The organism is Xenorhabdus aichiensis, assembly GCF_028598775.1.
In the GTDB taxonomy this organism is placed as follows: Bacteria; Pseudomonadota; Gammaproteobacteria; order Enterobacterales; family Enterobacteriaceae; genus Xenorhabdus; species Xenorhabdus bovienii.
In genome coordinates this window covers 32,070-53,310 of sequence record NZ_JAQRFO010000031.1, presented here as the reverse complement: position 1 = coordinate 53,310, position 21,241 = coordinate 32,070, and the positions used below count along the sequence as shown (strand labels likewise).

The 21,241-nt window shown below is 43.5% G+C and carries 16 protein-coding genes; 6 read left to right on the top strand and 10 right to left on the bottom strand.

Annotated features, from left to right (window positions below; translation table 11 throughout):
- The first annotated feature begins 548 nt into the window (after nucleotides 1-548).
- Entirely contained in the window at nucleotides 549-2,978 is a 2,430-nt protein-coding gene (locus tag PSI22_RS14140; RefSeq protein WP_273580301.1) for a beta-N-acetylhexosaminidase, read from the top strand.
- A gap of 111 nt (nucleotides 2,979-3,089) precedes the next feature.
- Here the strand turns inward: PSI22_RS14140 and PSI22_RS14135 are convergent, their stop codons facing one another.
- The 4 genes from PSI22_RS14135 to exbB form a co-directional block, all read right to left on the bottom strand.
- Nucleotides 3,090-4,142 (bottom strand): alpha-xenorhabdolysin family binary toxin subunit B, encoded by a 1,053-nt coding sequence (locus PSI22_RS14135; RefSeq protein WP_273580300.1) that lies wholly within the window; start codon nucleotides 4,140-4,142, stop codon nucleotides 3,090-3,092.
- Between the two features lie 42 nt (nucleotides 4,143-4,184).
- The gene (locus PSI22_RS14130) at nucleotides 4,185-5,399 is read right to left on the bottom strand and encodes an alpha-xenorhabdolysin family binary toxin subunit A (RefSeq protein WP_273580299.1); all 1,215 of its coding nucleotides are present in this window, start codon (nucleotides 5,397-5,399) and stop codon (nucleotides 4,185-4,187) included.
- A 774-nt stretch (nucleotides 5,400-6,173) separates the two neighbouring features.
- Nucleotides 6,174-6,599 (bottom strand): TonB system transport protein ExbD, encoded by a 426-nt coding sequence (exbD, locus tag PSI22_RS14125; RefSeq protein WP_038205042.1) that lies wholly within the window; start codon nucleotides 6,597-6,599, stop codon nucleotides 6,174-6,176.
- A 6-nt stretch (nucleotides 6,600-6,605) separates the two neighbouring features.
- A complete protein-coding gene (gene exbB / locus PSI22_RS14120; RefSeq protein WP_273580298.1) occupies nucleotides 6,606-7,598 on the bottom strand; it encodes a tonB-system energizer ExbB in 993 nt (330 codons plus the stop codon).
- A 348-nt stretch (nucleotides 7,599-7,946) separates the two neighbouring features.
- Between exbB and metC the strand changes: the two genes are divergently transcribed.
- The 4 genes from metC (at nucleotide 7,947) to PSI22_RS14100 (ending at nucleotide 11,663) form a co-directional block, all read left to right on the top strand.
- Nucleotides 7,947-9,140 (top strand): cystathionine beta-lyase, encoded by a 1,194-nt coding sequence (metC, locus tag PSI22_RS14115; RefSeq protein WP_273580297.1) that lies wholly within the window; start codon nucleotides 7,947-7,949, stop codon nucleotides 9,138-9,140.
- A gap of 195 nt (nucleotides 9,141-9,335) precedes the next feature.
- Entirely contained in the window at nucleotides 9,336-10,007 is a 672-nt protein-coding gene (locus tag PSI22_RS14110) for a DedA family protein (RefSeq protein ID WP_273580296.1), read from the top strand.
- 187 nt (nucleotides 10,008-10,194) lie between these two features.
- Nucleotides 10,195-11,034 carry a 2,5-didehydrogluconate reductase DkgA gene (gene dkgA / locus PSI22_RS14105; RefSeq protein WP_273580295.1) on the top strand — a complete coding sequence of 280 codons (840 nt, stop codon included), beginning with the start codon at nucleotides 10,195-10,197 and terminating at the stop codon, nucleotides 11,032-11,034.
- Nucleotides 11,035-11,363: 329 nt separating this feature from the next.
- Nucleotides 11,364-11,663, top strand: coding sequence for a hypothetical protein (locus tag PSI22_RS14100; RefSeq protein ID WP_273580294.1), 300 nt, complete (start codon nucleotides 11,364-11,366; stop codon nucleotides 11,661-11,663).
- 82 nt (nucleotides 11,664-11,745) lie between these two features.
- Here PSI22_RS14100 and carB read toward each other — a convergent pair whose 3' ends face one another.
- The 4 genes from carB to PSI22_RS14080 form a co-directional block, all read right to left on the bottom strand.
- Entirely contained in the window at nucleotides 11,746-14,970 is a 3,225-nt protein-coding gene (gene carB, locus PSI22_RS14095) for a carbamoyl-phosphate synthase large subunit (protein WP_273580293.1), read from the bottom strand.
- A 17-nt stretch (nucleotides 14,971-14,987) separates the two neighbouring features.
- The gene (gene carA, locus PSI22_RS14090) at nucleotides 14,988-16,148 is read right to left on the bottom strand and encodes a glutamine-hydrolyzing carbamoyl-phosphate synthase small subunit (protein WP_273580292.1); all 1,161 of its coding nucleotides are present in this window, start codon (nucleotides 16,146-16,148) and stop codon (nucleotides 14,988-14,990) included.
- 436 nt (nucleotides 16,149-16,584) lie between these two features.
- Entirely contained in the window at nucleotides 16,585-17,406 is an 822-nt protein-coding gene (gene dapB / locus PSI22_RS14085) for a 4-hydroxy-tetrahydrodipicolinate reductase (protein ID WP_273580291.1), read from the bottom strand.
- 359 nt (nucleotides 17,407-17,765) lie between these two features.
- Nucleotides 17,766-18,101: a fatty acid desaturase gene (locus tag PSI22_RS14080; RefSeq protein WP_273580290.1), complete on the bottom strand. Its 336-nt coding sequence runs from the start codon at nucleotides 18,099-18,101 to the stop codon at nucleotides 17,766-17,768.
- A gap of 432 nt (nucleotides 18,102-18,533) precedes the next feature.
- Here PSI22_RS14080 and PSI22_RS14075 point away from each other — a divergent pair, with 432 nt between their 5' ends.
- Nucleotides 18,534-19,481 (top strand): aspartate/ornithine carbamoyltransferase family protein, encoded by a 948-nt coding sequence (locus PSI22_RS14075; RefSeq protein WP_273580289.1) that lies wholly within the window; start codon nucleotides 18,534-18,536, stop codon nucleotides 19,479-19,481.
- A 299-nt stretch (nucleotides 19,482-19,780) separates the two neighbouring features.
- Here PSI22_RS14075 and ispH read toward each other — a convergent pair whose 3' ends face one another.
- Together ispH and fkpB are read right to left on the bottom strand one after the other, a co-directional pair.
- Nucleotides 19,781-20,734, bottom strand: coding sequence for a 4-hydroxy-3-methylbut-2-enyl diphosphate reductase (ispH, locus tag PSI22_RS14070; RefSeq protein WP_273580288.1), 954 nt, complete (start codon nucleotides 20,732-20,734; stop codon nucleotides 19,781-19,783).
- Nucleotides 20,715-21,185, bottom strand: a complete 471-nt coding sequence (gene fkpB, locus PSI22_RS14065; RefSeq protein ID WP_273580287.1) for an FKBP-type peptidyl-prolyl cis-trans isomerase — start codon at nucleotides 21,183-21,185, stop codon at nucleotides 20,715-20,717. The genes ispH and fkpB overlap by 20 nt, the downstream gene beginning before the upstream one ends.
- Between the last annotated feature and the right edge of the window lie 56 nt (nucleotides 21,186-21,241).

The window sequence follows — 21,241 nt, the reverse complement described above, 5'->3', positions numbered from 1 at the left end:
CACCACATTTATAAAAAATCAGATCAATGACAAACAAAAAACGTTTCAGTAATAATAAAAATAAGACTAGCCGCAAATTAACATGCTGTCTATTCACATTCATGATAAATAAAATGATTATTTCATTATGGCATCACATCAATTACGTTAAGAAAAAATCATTAATCAATATCAGGAAAACAAAATAGAAATCACCCAATTAATATTTAACATTAATATTATTTGACATAATCAAAGTAAAATAAACAAAATAAAACCAACAATCCTTTTAAATTCTAATTTCAATATTAACAACAAGAAATAATAACTAAAATTATTTATATAATTTATTAGTGTTATATTTTATATAGTAAATATTAAATTATATAAATTACTTTTTCATTTGGTTTGTCAGAATAGAAAAACCGGATTACACCACTGAAAAATTATCACCTCAGTTCCATTTCATACTCATAGGATTTATTTATTTTTCTATGCGGAAAAATCTAATCAGATAGGATATTAACGAACAGAATCATTGTTCATCTTGAGATCAGAAGAGGAAACCTATGAAATTCCCCTTGCGCCATCTACTATTTCTCACCACTTTGACCTGTAGTTTTTCATCAATGGCTGTTTCAACGAAAAATCTTCCCCTTATGCCGTGGCCACAACAGATTTCCATGCAACAAGGGCGTTTTGATCTCAGCGGACAACTGAATATCGAAATAACCGGAGATGACATGCAGGATGCCATATCCCTATGGCGAGGCCGGATTGAAGCCCAAACAGGTTGGATCTTGCCACCCAATAACCGTCTTCCTTCTATCAGGGCAGCCCATTCCGTTACCTCTTCGTTTCCCACCATCAAAATCATCATCGCCAATAAAACACCCCCGATTCCCCAACCCGACAGCGATGAACGCTACCAACTGATCATTGATAACCGAGGGGCTACTCTGCAAGCAGAGAGCCGATTTGGTGCCATGCGGGGGATGGAAACCTTACTGCAATTGCTGCAAAACGATGCCAGAGGCACTTACCTGCCGTTGGTCAATATTACCGATAATCCACGTTTTTCATGGCGGGGCGTGATGCTCGATTCAGCTCGCTATTTTTTGCCTGTAGACGCGATAAAACGTCAGTTGGATGGTATGGCAGCAGCCAAAATGAATGTCTTTCATTGGCATTTAACCGATGATCAAGGCTGGCGTTTTGCTTCTGACTATTACCCTAAATTGCAACAGCTCGCCAGCGATGGCATGTTTTACAGCAAAACCCAGATGCGTGATGTCGTCGCTCATGCCGCCCGCTTGGGCATCCGGGTTGTACCTGAAATTGACTTCCCCGGCCACGCTTCTGCCATTGCTGTTGCCTATCCAGAATTAATCAGCGCTGACGGGCCTTATCAGATGCAGCGCCAATGGGGAGTCCACAAACCCACACTTGATCCGAGCAATCCACAAGTTCATCAGTTTGCCGATCGATTAATTGCTGAAGTCGCCGACATCTTCCCTGATCCTTATATTCATATTGGTGGTGATGAAGTGAATGCCTCTCAATGGCAGGCTTCCACCAAGATACAGGCATTCATGCAGGAAAAAGGCCTGAAAGATCCTCATGCCCTACACGCATGGTTCAATCAAGCGTTGGAAAAGATCCTTGAGAAACATGGCCGCAAGATGGTGGGCTGGGATGAAATCTATCATCCGGCACTGCCTCATACCATCGTCATTCAATCATGGCAGGGACAGGATTCGCTGGGGAAAACCGCAGATGATGGCTATCAGGGGATCTTATCCACGGGATTTTATCTCGACCAACCGCAAAGTACGGCATATCACTACCGAAATGAAATTTTACCTCAGGTACCCCGTATTGATGAGCGCGTGAAAAAAGAGGAAACGGCGCAAAGCTGGTCATTCAATATGCCCCGTTTAAAAGGCAACCCGATTACGGGCAGTTTTACTTTGATTGAGGATGGCCAAGGTCAATGGCGCGGTTTTATTGATTTTACGGGAAAATCGCGTCGTGCCGTCAATGGCATTGTCTGGCAAGGGAACGTCGTCAGGTTTACGCTGGATAGTTGGATGGGGGAAACTACGCCAGTGATGGATCTCAATCAAAAACAGAAAACCGCAGACGGCTATATTTTGGTGGGCAATGTGCGCTATCCGGTCACAGGAGAAAAGCTGGACAGTGTTCCAACGGGTCAACTTCCTGTCGTGCCAGAAAGTCGCCATCAGACAAATATTCTGGGGGCTGAAGCTACGTTGTGGTCAGAGAACGTGACCGCTGAAGTACTGGACATTAAACTCTGGCCTCGCACCTTTGCCATCGCCGAGCGACTTTGGTCTGCCAAGAATATCACCGATGAAAAGAACATGTACCAACGCTTGCAGGCGATAGATACGTGGACAACCGTTTCTGTCGGTTTGCAGCAGCAGGCAAATAGCCAGCGGTTGATGACCCGTTTGACAAACAGTACGGATATTACACCATTGCAGATTTTGGCTGAGGCGGTGGAGCCGGCTCAGTATTACTCCCGCCATCATGCCAAATTTCAGGCCGGTAATTACCATCAATATGAACCCATTTACCGTTTTGCCGATGCACTGGGGCCAGAAAGCCATACCGTCAGGGAAATAGATACGCTGATCGATCGTCTATTGGCGAATAAGCAAGATCAACAAGCAGAGCAATCATTACGTGATCACTGGGTTCGTTGGCGGAATAATCATGATTCTGTCATGAAAATCGTCAAATCGAATTATATGATGCGTGATCTGGTTCCGGTTGCCAACGATGTCAGCGCCATCGCCGGGCTTGGATTACTCATGTTGGATCACCTGAAAGCGGGAAAAACCTTGACGCTCAAACAGCGGCAGGATGCGCGAAATTTGTTAGTACAAGGCGCACAGATGCGTGATGAAGTAATAATACGGGCAGTATATCCTCTGGAAAAACTGCTTAATTATCTGGATCGCCAAACTGATTGATTAATCAGGTAAAGAGTAAAGATCAAATCTGTTATGAAAAAGGCTGAGAAACTCTGTTCTCAGCCCTGTTTTTACCGTCTGATGAAGAAATATTTTTTATTTCAACATCTTTTATTTCAACATATTGTATTGCGATGCCAGATTATCAAGAAAATCCAATTGGCTGTTGATCAGGCTGGTTAGATCTTTCTGATTGATTTGGCTGCCCGATAAATTTCGTAGTTGATTGGCGAATAAATTCCACGCTTGTTCCAGTTTGACCGCTTCAGCGAGGAGAATTGTGCGCTCTTCGTCGATTTGTATCGTGTCTGTGATGCCAGAAAGACGTTGCTCTGTTTCCTGTAACGTGGTTTTCAGAGTGTCAGATTCTTTGGTCAACTGATCTATTTGTTCACTGAGTTTAACTCGAACGTCAGCTAGCTCCGCATATTTCAGCCCTTCGGAGACTTTGCCCAGTATTTTTCTGGCTATCTCCACACCTTGTTTAATCGCCTGTTTGATGGCTTCTTTTTTAGGCTGGGTGAAATCCAATTTATCGATGTCGCTGGCGCTGGGGATAAAATCTTTAAACATATCCGCAATATTATTCTGGCGGATAATATCCTGACTTTCGATAATTTTAGCCCGATCCGTATCCAGTTTATTTTGTTCTGCTGCTTTCTGCTCGATAGCGCTCTGCAATTCCGTTTTTTGTGATTGAGCTTGCGCCAGAAGGTCTCCCAGACGCTCTGAAATCACCATATTGCGAATGTCGTTAATTTTGCCAGTCAGTTGATTCGTTTCATCACGGAAATTGGAAATAACATGATCGATATCTTTCGCCAAATTCTGAATCAATTGCTCGCGTTCTTCCAGCAGAGCACTGCGATCGTCATCATTCAGATCGGGGTCTGCCAAAGCCTCATCAATTTCAGTAATCGTTTGAAAATATTCTTGCGTGGCCAACTGTTTTAGAGTGGGTTCCAATTGTGATAGAGAACTGCGTACAGCTTCATCGAAATCACGGCAATAAAGACTTATCCGCTTGGTTTTTTCCTCGATAATTGCAATACCCGATGTTTGTCGTTGCGCCAGACGCCAGATATTATTTACCGCTTGATTCAGGGCTTTTATATTGATTTCTGGATACACGATTTCTTTTTGTGAGATGATATTTTCAGACATTTTACAATTCCTTTTTATTTTATAAGCAATTTTGAGAGGAGATTAGCTATTGAGCTTTTTATATTCTGCCAAGGCTTCATCGAAAGTTTTAACTAATTGCGCAGCAGAACCTTGAACTTCTGTCCAAGGACTAATCACTTGTTTGAATGCTGTCACGAAAGAGGTGAGTTTCAGTGCATCATTAATTTCGGCAAACTTATCCTTAGAGGTATTAATTTGAGTCAGCATGTTGCTCCACATAAAGTCCAGGTGGTTTAGGGCAACTTCCGCATCCAGCATACGGATATCAATGTCACCAAACTGTAAGACCAAATTTTGAATAGACGTTTGTAATGCGCTTTTACCTTTAACTTGATCTTGCAAACCGCTGACTTCATCAATCAGTGCATTTTTCCGTTTACGGGCTTTTTCCGCTTTGTCACCAAAAATGCCGCCGGTAATAGCCAGCCCGATAATACCGCCCGGTGCACCGGAAAATGACAAGCCAACGTATTTATCGTAGTCTTTTTTGAGTTGATCAATCTCGTTATTTTTCTCAGTGATTTTCGTATTCAAATCTTTGATCGTGGTAGAAAGATTATTATCTTCCATCAGTTTTTTCTTATTATTGACCTGTGGCTGTAATCCATCAGCTTTCTTGCCGTTTGATAACGTGCCACCAATCAGTGTGCGCTTAAAATCAGATACCGCTGTTTTGACCTGTTGAGTTTTTACCTGTTGACTCTCAATATCTTTCGCCATGCTAGTGAGGATATTCCCCAATTCGACTGATATTTCTTTATCGTCACTGGTATAAGTTATTTCAGCCAATTGCTTCTCTGTTAAATCTCCCAGCTTCGTTTTTACACGTTGAATAATCGGCATCTCGTTAATAATGCTGATTATATCTTCTCCCGTTCCGGTAATTTGTTTTCCCGCGCTTTCCAGGTTGATACTCTGCTGCTGAACATTCTCTTCCACGCCGCTCCAGCTAAGTGCATGGTTATGAATTTCTTTAAACAAATCGGTAATATCTGCAGGTTTCAATCCAGCGATATCAATATCATTGTAACCGATATAACTCTTTACGGTTTCCAAAGTAAAAGGGAGTGACAAACTGTGTTTAACATATAATTTAATACTAATAAGGTCTTCTTTAGTAAAGATTCCACCAGGACGGGCTGCACCGTCGATTTGGCTCGTCAATAATTTTAAGGTGATGGCGGGAAGCTCTGCTCCACTTATCGTACTCTCTGCTGAAAACTGACTTAATGACATATCGTTCTCCATTAGTGATGATTATTTAAATGAAAATGGTCAATATATTAAGATAAAAACAAAGCACACCAATATCCATAACAATTAAGTTAGTATTGTTTCTTCATGAGTTACCTTAATTGAGGGTTAATATACCTTTGTATTTTTCCATCTGGAAATAATTTTATTTCAATATGTTATTAAATGAGTATTTACGTTGCCGTTAATACGAAAAGGCAGTCTTTTTATCCACAAATATACTTTAATCTGGTAGTTTTGTTTTATTTATTTTTATTAAATAAGCATTTCAATATAAATAAAATTATATTTATTTATTGTTTGCTTAACTGGAATTATTGGTTTGTTTTATTATTACTAAATTTTTAGTGGTTTTAAATCATATTATAGCAAGGGTTATCACTCACAATTTCCATATAGTTAAAGTGGATATAATATAGGTAATTAGTAAAATAATACCTCGATATAAGGATATAGAATGATTTTTCCAATAAAGAATTATTCAACTCCATATTTGGTATTTTCAACAAACCTGTTTTTATATAAAGTCTAATTTAATTGGGTAAATGGCAAGGACTAAATTATTATTTAATGATTCTTTATTTATTATATAAATATCACCAATAGTTTATTTTAAATATTAATTTAATAACCAATAAATTCTCATAATATAAGAGTCATGATGACTTAATCTGAATTCTGGATAAAAAAATTAAACTGCCCGATATCACTATTCGGGCAGTTTAATTCCATTTTCAGATAAGGCGCTAATGAAACTTATTGAGCGGCAACGGTTTCCATTCCTACCAAGCCAACTTTGAGATAGCCCGCTTTACGCAGGGAATCCATCACACTCATCAAGGTTTCATAATCCACCGTCTTATCCGCTTGGAAGAAAATCGTGGTTTCTTTATTGGACTGAGTTGTCTGATCCAATACTGAAGAGAGCTTGTCACGCTCAATCAACTGCTCACCGACATATAACTGATGATCCGCTTTCACGGTCAGAAAGACGGGTTTCTCTGGTCTCGGTTGTGGTTTAGCTGACGATGCCGGTAAATCTACCTTAATATCTACCGTTGCCAAGGGTGCTGCCACCATGAAAATAATCAGCAGCACCAACATCACGTCAATAAATGGCGTGACGTTAATCTCATGCAATTCACCGCTATCGTCCAAATCTTCATTAAGACGTATCGCCATAATTGATTACCTTGCTTCTGCTTTTTCTGCTTTGCTGTCAGCCAGATCAAGATCACGACCCAGCAACAAGATTGCCTGTGCCGCCATATCCCCTACTTGACCACGGTATGACGAAATAACACGGGCAAAAACGTTATAGATGACTACCGCTGGGATTGCTGCCACCAGACCCAGTGCGGTCGCCAGCAATGCTTCTGCAATACCCGGAGCAACAACGGCCAAGTTAGTGGTCTGTGAGTGGGCGATACCGATGAAGCTGTTCATAATCCCCCACACTGTACCGAACAGGCCGACAAACGGTGAAATGGCACCAATGGTCGCCAGATAGCCGTTACCACGCCCCATATGGCGGCTGATTGCAGCAACCGCACGCTCCATGCGGAATGAAGTACGTTCTTTGGTGCCTGCTTTATCAGTGCTTGCCGCAGACAGAGCGCGTTCAGACTGAGCTTCACTCAACAACAGACGGCTGATACTTTGCTTGCCGAAATCTGAAGCAATTTTCGCTGCCACATCCAGATTGGCTGCATCAGCCAATGCCCATTGTTCCTTGCGTAAACGGCGACGAGCAATTAAAAGTTCAGTACCTTTGGAGAAAAAGAGCGCCCATGTAATGACAGAAGCGATCACCAACCCCAACATAACGGTTTTTACTACCGCATCAGCATTTTGATACATGCCCCAAACGGAAAGATCCGTTGCAAAACCACCGGACAGGCTTTCAGATTCGTCCACAGGTTCAGTAGATTTCGTTTCAGTCGCGGGTTGAACATCAGCTTTCTGGGCATCAGTTTTCGGTTCACCCGCTTGCTGTGCTTCAGTTTTTGGAACATCTACCTGCGGAGCGGTAGAAAGTGCGGGTGCTGGTGTTGCCGGAGCGGCTACCTGGGCGGCTGCCTGATTTTCTGGCGAAGTCGCTGTTGTGACTGGTACTGTATCAGCCCATGCTGAACCGGTTAATCCGAGTGCCAATAGAATAGAAGCTGTCAAATTACGCATCAGTTAGCCTTACTCTCTTTCTTGTGAATTCTGTTACTTAGCAATGAATTGCATTTACGCATCTTGCTAATCCTAATATGCCCTGAATCAGGCTTCCCATTACGAGGGGAAAAAGTCCGACGCAAATGATATCAGACATTGAGCGATTTGATAGTAATTATCATTACTATTTAACAAAAAAGTGATAATTAAAGGAATAATTTCATCAAAGTGTTCTTCTGTTTCCATTTCAGATCACCTTGAATTTTCGTCAAGTTGTTCGAATCTCTTTGCACAAACTGCCCTAAATCTTTTAAGTTGCTAATCATTATTTGAACAATCAGCGACCGGCAGCTAAGGGAAAATCATATGACCGAAAAGAAACTGGAGACCTTATTAGTCAGTGCAGGCAGAAAGAAAAAATATACTCAGGGTGCTGTCAATCCCCTCATCCAACGCACTTCATCCATCATTTTCGACACCGTCGAAGACCTGAAACATGCGTTAAAAAACCGGGCTAAGGGTGAGTTATTCTATGGACGCCGTGGCACGCTGACTCATTTCGCCTTTCAGGAAGCGATGGCGGAGCTAGAAGGCGGCGCAGGCTGTGCTCTGTATCCTTCCGGCGCAGCTGCTATCACCAATGCGATTCTGGCCTTTGTGGCAACAGGCGATCATGTTCTGCTGACAGGGAGTGCTTATGAACCGACGCAAGATTTCTGTAATCACATTCTCAAAAAGATGGGCATTTCCACTGATTATTTTGACCCGATGATTGGAGAAGGGATTGCATCACTGATTAAGCCAAACACAACAGTCGTCTTTCTTGAATCCCCCGGCTCCCTCACTATGGAGGTGCAGGATATTCCGGCCATTGTGCGTGCTATCCGCCAGATCAATCCTGAGATTGTCATTATCATCGATAATACGTGGGCGGCCGGCATTCTCTTTAAGGCGCTGGATTTTGGCATCGATATTTCCATCCAATCGGCCACAAAATATATCATTGGCCATTCAGACGGCATGCTGGGAACGGCGGTCGCTAATGCACGCTGCTGGGATCAACTCAGAGAAAGTTCGTATCTACTGGGTCAAATTGCCGATCCCGATACTGTCTATACGGCAACCCGTGGATTGCGTACACTGGCAATTCGCTTAAAACATCATGAAGAGAGCAGCCTGCACATCGCCAAATGGCTCGCCCAGCGGCCAGAAGTCGCCGAAGTTTATCACCCCGCTTTACCTTCTTGTCCGGGGCATCATTATTTCCAGCGTGATTTCACCGGTGCCAGCGGGCTATTTTCCTTCCTGCTGAAAGTCGAACTAACCCCTCAGCAATTCGCTGAGTATCTGGATAATTTACATCATTTCAAAATGGCATTTTCATGGGGCGGATTTGAATCCTTGATTCTGGGTATTCAGCCTGACATGCTCACTGCGCTGCGTCGATACAATCCCCTCAAAAAGACGGGAACATTATTCCGCGTGCATATTGGGTTGGAAAACCCACAAGACCTGATTGATGATCTGTCAGCCGGTTTTGCCCGTATTGCACCTCTTTAGCCCCAAAAGACCGTACTCCAGAAATCTTTACAAAAATCATGGCTGTCTTTCTATTGCAGATAGCCACGGTTGATTTCCTCTCTTCATAAACTGAATCAAACCCGATGCTGAATCAAATCAACTCCCCTTCCGCGTTTTTGCGGTACACTGGTTGGCATGTATTTTTAATGACTCGCAGAGATTACAGGATAAATAATGGAAAAGTTAAGCGAGATCATGCATGCACTCTGGCAACATGATTTTACCCAACTCGCCAATCCCGAGGTCATCTGGATTATTTATGGTGTCCTTTTTGTCACTCTGGTTCTGGAAAACGGCTTGCTGCCAGCCGCTTTTTTACCCGGCGATACCCTGCTGGTACTTTCTGGCGCCCTGATTGCCAAAGGCGTCATGAGCTTCATCCCTACGGTTATATTGCTGACCATCGCCGCCAGTCTGGGATGCTGGCTGGGTTACTTACAGGGGCGCTGGCTCGGCCATACTCGAATTGTCAAAAACTGGCTTGCCCAGCTTCCTGTGCAATATCGCGAGCGTGCCCACGTATTGTTTGCTAAACATGGCTTGGCCGCTTTGCTTGTCGGACGCTTTTTAGCCTTTGTCCGCACTCTCCTGCCAACATTTGCCGGTATTTCTGGTCTAAATAATAAACGTTTTCAATTTTTTAATTGGTTAAGTGGCTTCTTATGGGTCATGATTATCGTGAGTTTTGGCTATATCTTGAATCAGATCCCCTTCGTTAAAGCACATCAGGATCTGGTCATGAATATTTTGATGATCCTGCCTGTCATTCTGTTGCTCAGCGGGCTTTTCGCTTCTCTGTTGATGTACTGGCGTCACAAAAAGACATCATCAAAAAAAAGTAAGTGAACATACTTGTCGCTTACCTCTATTTAAAATACTGTCGATATAGCCAAAAATTTACCTATTTCACTAACAATATTTCGGTTGTCAGTCGTCGTGAAACTGATGATAAACAATAAGTTGCATCACGTTTTATTTATCCCGAAGTCGTTATACTCGATCCAGAAGTGACGTAACCTAAAGGAGATAAAAAATGGATCAGCAGACAATTATTAAGCTCGTTGATGGGAATCTTATGCCACAATTGGGGCTAGGCGTTTGGCAAACAAGTAATGAGCAGGTTGTTAAAGCTGTTCACACTGCCCTGGAGGTTGGCTATCGTTCCATTGATACTGCGGCGATTTATCACAACGAAAGCGGAGTCGGAAAAGCATTAAAGGAAATCGATATCCCGCGTGAAGAAATTTTCGTCACCACTAAGCTCTGGAATGATCGCCACCAAGATGCCAAAGCAGCATTAGAAGAAAGTTTGGATAAGCTGCAACTGGATTACATCGATCTCTATTTACTTCACTGGCCTGTTCCTCATCAGGATCAATATGTTGAAGCCTGGAAGCAACTTATTGAACTGAAAGAATCGGGGCTGGCTCGTAGTATTGGTGTATGTAATTTTCACATTGAACACTTACAGAAATTGATGTCAGAAACGAGCGTCGTTCCCGCGATCAACCAAATCGAATTGCACCCTCTGATGCAGCAAAGACAACTGCATTCATGGAATGCAACTCACCATATTACGACTGAATCCTGGAGCCCATTGTCACATGGCGGAAAAGGCGTCTTTGACAACCCATTGGTTCAACATTTGGCCACTAAATATGAAAAAACCCCTGCGCAAATCGTGATTCGCTGGCACCTTGACTGCGGTATGATTGCTATTCCCAAATCTGTCACGCCTTCTCGTATCAAAGAAAACTTTGATGTATTTGATTTCAGACTGGAAAAAGAAGATTTAACGGCTATGGCTGAATTGGATATTGGAAAACGCATAGGGCCAAACCCCGATATTTATACTGGCGATCACGTCAAATAATATAAATACGGATAAGATTCACTTGAATAAATATCCCATTGTTTAATCCATATAAGGCCTGAACTCGCAAAAATAGAGTTCAGGCCATGCAAATGCTCATCCGCATCTCACGAACAAACCACCATTCAAACACCAAAAATCATTAGAAAAATCGATATTATAAATAATAACCATGTTGATTATTTATTTATATTGTCTGGTCTAGGCTTATTTCATTACTTCAAACAACATTAATATAAGTGACATGCATAAAAAATGCGACCACCATGATAGTAACCTATATTAATATTCACAAGGTTAAACTTAAATAATATTTAAGGTAAATGATAATGACTTACATCATAATTTCTTTATTAATGCTGATCCCTTTTTTCTTTTTGGTGAAATGGTTCCTATTATCAAATCATGTTCATCATAATGTATCTGGCATTATTCTGACGGTAGTTGCGATTGCTGTTCATATGTATATCTTTCGCTTCGATAGAGTCCCGATTGTCAGCGTTTCCATTCCCAATATCGTCGCTTACGGCTCTATCGTGATTGCACTGTTACATGGCATGATCTATTCCGTCTGCTTCAGACTGTATTTTGACAAGGGATCTTATGATGACCATTCAAGGAGTGATTAATAAATCGGCTTCCCTACTCGTTGGATAATCAACTTTGGGGAAGCCGTCTTTTCAGCAGGATACTGTCAAAGCTGACGGTATTTTATCCTATAATTTTTGCGTGCATTTCCTGTACAGAAATCACCTGCTCAGTGGGATCTGCGCTGAGTGCCATGGTAGTCGCAAAACCGCCATTCAGGGTGGTGTCATAGTGCACCTTATATTGCAGTGCGCTACGACGCAGCAGTTTTGAATCTTCAATGGCCTGACGGCCTGCGGTGGTATTAACGATATAGTTATATTCACCATTTTTGATTCTATCCTGAATATGCGGACGTCCTTCATGAACTTTGTTCACCAGACGTGGATTGATCCCCGCTTCACCCAACACAATCGCTGTACCGTGGGTCGCATCCAATTCAAAGCCCTGCTTGAGCAGTTTGGCGGCCAAATCAACAACGCGCTCTTTATCTTCTTCACGTACAGACAACAGGGCACGGCCGTGCTTGCCCATCGTGGAGCTACTGCCCAGCATCGCTTTGGAGAAGGCTTCAGCGAAAGTGCGGCCAACACCCATAACTTCACCTGTAGAACGCATTTCCGGCCCCAAAATGGGGTCAACACCAAGGAATTTATTGAACGGCAGAACCACTTCTTTCACAGAGTAGTACGGAGGAATGATTTCCTTAGTAACGCCCTGTTTCAGCAGAGATTGACCCGCCATCACCCGTGCAGCCACTTTTGCCAACGGCAGACCGGTCGCTTTGGAAACAAAGGGGACGGTACGTGCCGCACGCGGGTTCACTTCAATCAGGTACACTTCGTTATTTTTCACTGCAAACTGTACGTTCATCAGGCCACGGACACGCAATTCAAAGGCCAGTTTTTCAACTTGCTGGCGCATCACGTCCTGAATTTCCTGGCTCAACGTGTAAGCTGGCAGTGAACACGCTGAGTCGCCGGAGTGGACCCCTGCCTGTTCGATATGCTCCATGATGCCGCCAATCAAGACACGCTCACCATCACAGATAGCATCAACATCGACTTCAACCGCATCATCAAGGAAGCGATCCAACAATACGGGGGCGTCATTGGATACACTGACAGCATTCTGGAAGTAACGGCGCAGGTCAGTTTCGTCATAGACGATTTCCATCGCACGTCCGCCCAGCACGTAGGATGGGCGAACCACCAGCGGATAGCCAAGCCCATTACCTTTCTCAACCGCCTGTTCGATGGTGGAGACGGTAGCATTCGCAGGTTGTTTCAAGCCGAGACGATTAACAGCCTGCTGGAAACGTTCACGGTCTTCTGCACGGTCAATAGCATCCGGGCTGGTGCCGATAATCGGTACACCGGCCGCTTCCAGCTCACGCGCCAGTTTCAACGGCGTCTGGCCGCCATACTGGACGATCACACCTGTTGGCTTTTCAACACGGACGATTTCCAGCACGTCTTCCAGTGTCACGGGTTCAAAATAGAGGCGGTCGGAAGTGTCGTAATCCGTTGAAACGGTTTCGGGGTTACAGTTCACCATGATGGTTTCGTAACCATCTTCACGCAGCGCCAGTGACGCATGTACACAACAGTAATCGAATTCAATGCCTTGCCCGATACGGTTCGGGCCGCCACCCAATACCATGATTTTCGGCTTGTCATGGTTCGGGTTAGATTCACATTCGTCTTCATACGTGGAGTACATGTAAGCAGTATCAGTCGCAAATTCCGCCGCACAAGTATCAACACGTTTATAAACCGGATACAGGCTGTAATCGTGACGTAATTTGCGGATCTCTTTGCCAGATACACCGACCAGTTTCGCCAAATGTGCATCCGCAAAGCCTTTGCGCTTGAGGTGACGCAGGAAATCGAACGTCAGGCCATTAATGCCCTGTTCTTCCACTTGCTCTTCCAAACGTACCAGTTCTTCAATCTGTACCAAGAACCAGCGATCAATGTTAGTCAGGTTGAAAACGCCATCAACAGACATACCCGCGCGGAAAGCATCGGCGACATACCAGATGCGTTCAGCGCCGGCGCTTTTCAATTCGCTGCGGATCTTGGTCAGTGATTGTGGATCATCCAGATTGACTTTAGGATCGAACCCCGTCACGCCGACTTCCAGACCACGCAACGCTTTCTGCATGGATTCTTGGAAAGTACGGCCAATCGCCATCACTTCACCGACAGACTTCATCTGGGTTGTCAGGCGATCATTGCTGCCAGCAAATTTTTCGAAGTTAAAACGCGGGATCTTGGTAACGACATAATCGATGGATGGCTCGAAAGATGCCGGTGTGCGGCCGCCCGTGATGTCATTCATTAATTCATCAAGGGTATAACCCACCGCCAGTTTTGCCGCAATTTTTGCGATCGGGAAGCCCGTCGCCTTGGAAGCCAGCGCAGATGAACGGGATACACGTGGGTTCATCTCAATCACAATCAAACGACCATTTTTCGGGTTCACTGAAAATTGAACGTTCGAGCCGCCAGTTTCTACACCAATTTCACGCAATACCGCCATCGAAGCGTTACGCATGATCTGATACTCTTTGTCAGTCAATGTTTGTGCTGGCGCTACGGTGATGGAGTCACCCGTATGGATACCCATTGGGTCGAAGTTTTCAATCGAACAGATGATGATGCAGTTGTCATTTTTATCCCGCACCACTTCCATTTCATACTCTTTCCAGCCAATCAGTGATTCATCGATCAATAATTCGTTGGTTGGGGAGAGATCCAGACCGCGCTCACAAATTTCTTCAAATTCTTCACGGTTATAAGCAATACCGCCACCGCTTCCGCCCATGGTGAAAGAAGGACGGATGATACAAGGGAAGCCAACGTCTTCTGCCACTGCCAGCGCTTCTTCCATCGTGTGGGCGATACCAGAGCGCGCAGTATCCAGACCGATTTTTTTCATCGCTTTGTCAAAACGCTGACGATCTTCTGCTTTATCAATCGCGTCAGCGGTTGCACCAATCATGGTCACGCCAAATTCTGTCAGTACGCCCTGACGTTCCAGTTCCAGTGCACAGTTCAGAGCAGTTTGCCCGCCCATAGTTGGCAAAATTGCGTCTGGACGCTCTTTTTCAATGATTTTGCGCACCACTTCCCAATGGATTGGCTCGATATAGGTCGCATCCGCCATTTCCGGGTCGGTCATGATGGTAGCAGGGTTGGAGTTCACCAGAATGACGCGATAACCTTCTTCCCGCAACGCTTTACAAGCCTGAGCGCCGGAATAGTCAAATTCACAAGCCTGACCGATAACAATCGGACCCGCACCCAAGATCAGGATACTTTTAATATCAGTACGTTTTGCCATTTTTCTTCTGCTCCTGATTACTTGGTGTTCTGAACATTGTTCTGACGATGCTGTTCAATCAATTCAATGAAGTGATCGAACAGTGAAGCGGCTTCATGTGGGCCAGGGCTTGCTTCAGGATGCCCCTGAAAACTGAATGCAGGTTTGTCAGTGCGATGGATGCCTTGCAGTGTGCCGTCAAATAGTGACTTATGAGTCACACGCAGATTCGCTGGTAAGGTGCTTTCATCAACGGCGAAACCGTGGTTTTGTGCGGTGATCATGACGACATTGTTTTCCAAGTCCTTAACAGGATGGTTGCCGCCGTGATGGCCAAATTTCATTTTCACTGTTTTTGCGCCACTGGCCAGCGCCAGTAACTGATGCCCCAAACAGATACCAAATACTGGGATCTCGGTATTCAAGAAAGCCTGGATTGCTTCAATAGCATAGTCACAAGGCTCTGGATCGCCGGGGCCATTAGACAGGAAAATGCCATCCGGTGCCATTTTCAGCACTTCATCCGCGGGTGTTTGAGCAGGAACAACGGTTACGCGACAGCCACGATCCACCAACATACGCAGGATGTTACGTTTGACACCAAAATCATAAGCCACAATGTGATACGGTAATTCTTGCTCTTTGCGAGCTTCCGGTAGCCCATCTGCCAATGTCCAGCTTCCCTGTAACCACGGATAAGATTGTGCGGTGGTCACTTCTTTCGCCAGATCCATGCCTTTCAAACCAGGGAAAGCTTTCGCTTTTTCCAGAGCAACTTGAGCATCTGCCTCATTACCCGCAATGATACAGCCATTCTGAGCACCTTTTTCCCGTAACAGGCGGGTCAGCTTGCGTGTATCAATATCAGCAATGGCAACAATATTGTGGCGTTTCAGGTAATCAGACAGATTTTCTTCACTGCGGAAGTTGCTGGTCACTAAAGGTAAATCGCGAATGACCAAGCCTTGGGCTTGAATGGCGGGGGATTCTTCATCAGCGGCATTGATGCCGGTATTACCAATATGGGGATAAGTAAGAGTAACAATTTGGCGGGAATAGGAAGGGTCGGTAAGTATTTCTTGATATCCGGTTATTGAGGTATTGAAGACCACTTCTCCAACAGCCACACCCTCTGCACCAATGGCGCGACCATGAAATTGGGTTCCATCTTCGAGAACCAATATAGCTGACTTAATCAAAACGCCCTCCAGAATGAATAACAAGTCGCATCCGATGCATATTAATTCAGAATTAATCCTTTGAATCAATGCCAATTGATGATTTTTGTCAAAATTTTGGCAAATTGCGCGCATTCTAATGATGAGAGAGGGACTTGTCTACAAAAAATACCTTTTTTGTTGGCTTTTTTACAAACCTCAGCCCTACATTGAGTGAATACACCTAAAAAGAACAAAAAAGTAGGTTAAAACAGTCGATTAATGTGAAATTAAATTTTAAAACAGAAAAACAGTGTGGTTTTTCCATTCCAATGGCAAAAAAGTAAAAAAAAGTCAGATTATTACCATAAAAACAAATAAAAATTCAGATTATTAAAATAAAAACTAAAAAAATCGAGTAATTACGCAATTAATCTAAAATAATTGCGTAATTACAATTAGTTATAACAATAAATAATTATAAATTTTCAAGATTAAGGACGTCTTTCATATCATAAAGGTCATTGTTTTTAGCATTCAACCATATTGCAGCTTTAATAGCTCCATTAGCAAAGGTCATACGGCTTGAAGCTTTGTGACTTATTTCTACACGCTCACCAATATCTGCAAAAATCGCGGTATGCTCTCCAACGATATCACCCGCCCTCACAGTCGCAAATCCGATGCTTTTCGGGTCACGCTCACCAGTATGACCTTCTCGGGTATAGACCCCACAGGTTTTAAGATCACGCCCTAAAGCATGAGCGATAGATTCCCCCATTGCCAACGCCGTTCCTGACGGAGCATCCACTTTGTGACGATGATGGGCTTCAATGATTTCGATATCCGTATACTCCCCCATAACCGTGGCGGCTTTTTCCAGTAGTTTCAGCACCAGATTGACACCAACACTGAAATTAGCAGCAAAGACGATAGGAATATCACGAGAAGCGTCTTCAATCGCCTGTTTGCCTGCGTCATCAAACCCTGTCGTGCCGATGACCATTGCCTTGCGATACTGGCGGCAGATTGCGAGGTAAGCTAGTGTACCTTCTGGTCGGGTAAAATCGATCAGGACATCAAAATGCGCAATAACACCATGCAAATCATCACTGATGGTAATACCATTCTTGCCGATACCTGCCAGTTCTCCCGCATCTGTTCCCACCAATGAAGAGCCTGAACGCTCCAGCGCCGCACCAAGCGTAGCACCATCCAACTGTTGGACAGCCTGAATGAGATGACGCCCCATACGGCCACTTGCGCCTACAACAGCAACGCGAATATCTGTATCAGCCATAAGGCCCTCGCTATAGATCGTTTTTAATTGAGGTGATAAAGCAAATTGTTTAACAGCTTAACTGGCGAGGACTGGCAGCGCCAGCATTAACGGCGTCGCTGGAACCGAATGCGAAATCCGGTGGTTTCTGAGTTGCACCGCATCCCCAGAGATTCTGGCAAAAGCCATCCGCCAGCATTGGGCCATTGAGAACAGTCTACACTCGGTGCTGCTGAAAAGGATTATTCATCTGCGCAAGCACGCATTTAGGGAATAGTGCTCGGCCAGCTCACTGTACCAACCGATAATTGGATGAATGGCCAGCAGTGGTATCCACCAGAACAGCAGCAAGAGTAGAACTTGAAAATAGCAGCAGACTGCTACCAGAGTTGGGTGAAAGGCGATGCTTCCAACATATATTTATAGTCAGGATCTTTCTCATGATCACCTATTTGTAAATGATGTTCATGCACGTGGGATTTTTTATAGGCATGGAAAGATTGTAAAATACCCCAGCCCCATAATACATGGGTAAGGTAATTATTCATCCACTTGTTACGAAATAGATTACTGTGTGCAGCTTCATGAAATAAACTAGCTAAGGCACATTGTCGTGCTCCAATAATAATAATGAAAAAGATATAAAAACTATAATGCACATAGAGGGAAATAAAAATTTCACTTATTAGTCGAATCCGCCCTTTAAATTTATTCATAATTTAATCAGTTATAACAAAAAGAGGAATTGATATGTCAGAAACAAAAAATTATACTGTCTTAGCACGAGAGGCATTTAATGAAGTTACTCCTATTCATTGAGATAATAATGATTATTTAAAAAAGTTAATTGAGCATAAGGATTTTTCTTTTTTATCTCTTATTCATTCTAAATGAGCTTAGAAGGTTTGGTTTTTTGATAAAAATGTCGCTCAGTTCAACGGTAATATTAGCAATAACTTTCACAATAGCATGCTTCTTACAGAAAATTCGGCTGTCGGTCTATTTTGGGGATTGGTAGTTTTATTACTGCTCCGATTATAGGTGCAGCTATGGACTATCAAAACTCTGCCTACACCATTTTGCTTAGTGGTCTTTTCATTATCGTTCTTTTTATATCTATCATTAATATGAAAATCCGGAGGTGAGTTATGATATCAGTGCAAAATTTTTTTCTAAAGGATAACCTTCTCTCTATTAAATCATTAGACTTAGACACTATAATGAATATTATAGATCTGGCTCAGAATTTTAAAGTATCAAAACCTGATAAAAAAATAAAAAAAAGAAATGAAGATATCCTTGTTGCTTCACTTTTTTTTCAGGCGAGTACAAGAACTCGCCTCAGTTTTGAAAGCGCAGCCAACCGTCTTGGTGCAAGAGTGATAGGTTTTGCTAATGGTGAGTCAAGCCGTTCTGGTTCAAGCTGGAATGAACAATTTACGGATACTGCACAAATGATCAATGCGTACGCCGATATTGCCGTTATGCGCCATGCAGAAGTTGAGTCTGTGCATAACTATTGTACAAAAAGCCGCCTTCCTGTTATAAATGCGGGAAATGGTGAAGGATTAAATGCAGAACATCCAACGCAGGCTTTGCTTGATATTTTTACCATTCATCAATCTTTCCCTCTTCATAAATCATTCACTTTATTATTATGCTGTCACCCCTCTTCCCGATCAGCGCGCTCCCTTCTCTTTTGTATCGCCCTGTTTCACAATATAAAATTATTACTTTGTACTGAAGAAAATTGTAAGCTTTTTCAAGAAGACGAAGCGTACCTTCGTCAAGCTGGTGTCACCTACGAATACCTCCATAACATAAAAGAGGGGTTGTGTAGTGCGGATGTTATTTATATGGCGGGTTATAAAGAAACAGCAGATCATTTACCCAATTCCAATTTGATGCTCACTCCTGATTTACTTTCATACTTACATCCCCGCGCCATAATTATGCATCCTCTTCCGCGAGGTTATGAGCTTCCTTATGAGTTAGATAATTCAGTACATTGTGCTTATTTTTCTCAGGCTGAGAACGGAGTTTTTGTTAGAATGGCAATTCTCCAAGGTTACTTCAACGTTATTGGCGGACGGTAAGGATTCGTGCGTAAACAGGAAGGGGTTTTGAGGTTTTTAGCCGGTTTAGTCGCCAAAGCGTGTCATTGTTTCTCGTCCATCTTTTCATCTGTTTTAGTTAATAAATCAAACATACCAAAAACAGGAAATTACACAAATTTATGGACATGGTCACGGAAATAGAAGTCATTATTACTAACTAGCTATAAAAATAAGTGCCCTTCATAGAAAGAACAAGTAATTTTTTAACATACAGATTATAAGGTCTACCATTAACAAATTAATTTATGGTAGACCCATTTCATATTGAAAGAGAAAGATTAATTAACCTCTTTCACCTCAACTCTCAATTCTTTTGGCACTTCAAAGACAATATTCTCTTCACGGCCATGCAGTTCGGTGACGGTATCCGCGCCAAAGACCTTCAAACGTTCAATAACCTGCTGAACTAAGATATCCGGCGCCGATGCTCCCGCAGTCACACCAATGGCGTTCACACCTTTGATCCACTCTGGTTTAATATCATCCGCCGAATCAATTAAATAAGCAGGTTTGCCTACCCGCTGTGACAGTTCAGCCAGACGGTTTGAATTTGATGAATTTTTCGAGCCAACCACCAAGACCACATCTGCACCTGATGCCAAGTCACGAACTGCTTCCTGACGGTTAGTCGTGGCATAACAGATATCATCTTTGCGTGGGCCAACAATGTTCGGAAAACGTGCATTCAGCGCATCGATCACTTCTGATGTGTCATCCACAGAAAGCGTCGTCTGAGTCATAAAGCAGAGGTTATTTTCATCCTTAACCTGCAGTTTCCACACATCTGCCGGTGATTCCACCAGATACATGCCGCCTTCAGGGTTATTGTATTGCCCCATCGTGCCTTCCACTTCAGGATGGCCTGCATGACCGATCAGAATCGCTTCTTTGCCTTTGCGACTCGCCCGTGCCACTTCCATATGCACTTTTGTCACCAGTGGGCAAGTGGCATCAAACAGCATGGTTAAATTACGGGAGCGGGCTTCCGCCCGAATAGCCTGAGAAACACCATGTGCTGAGAAGATCAGGATCGCACCATCAGGAACTTCTGCAATGTCTTCAATGAAAATAGCGCCACGTTCCCTGAGATTGTCAACCACATAGCGATTGTGAACCACTTCATGACGAACATAAATCGGTGCGCCATACAGTTCCAACGCACGCTCAACGATGCTGATGGCACGATCAACACCGGCACAGAAACCACGAGGGTTAGCCAGCAATATTTGCATGATTTTCCTCCAACTGAGGGTCAATCTCCAGCACTTCAATGTCAAAAGTGATGTTTTGGTCAGCCAACGGATGGTTAAAATCAACGATGATGGAACCTTCAGCCACTTCTTTGACTAAACCCGGCATTTCACTGCCATTCATGGCAGTAAATAGCATGATGGTTCCCACTTCAGGAATACCGGCATCGGCAAAATCACGGGGTGTAAAGTATTGCACCAAATCAGGGTTGGGTTTGCCGAAAATGGCTTCTCCCGCCAGCGTGAATTGATGTTTATCACCCACGTTCAAGCCAAGAAGTTGCTGTTCCAATGGCGCGGAGAGGCTGCCATCACCCAAGCGGAATAATGCAGGCTTACCTTGACTGTAAGTCGAGTCTGCCGTTGAGCCATCACTCAGCTTTAATGTGAAGTGTAATAAAACTGCACTGTGCACTTGCACCTGCGTTGACATATTGCTCACACCTATTACTCAAAAAATGATTGCACATATACCCGTTGAAACTGATT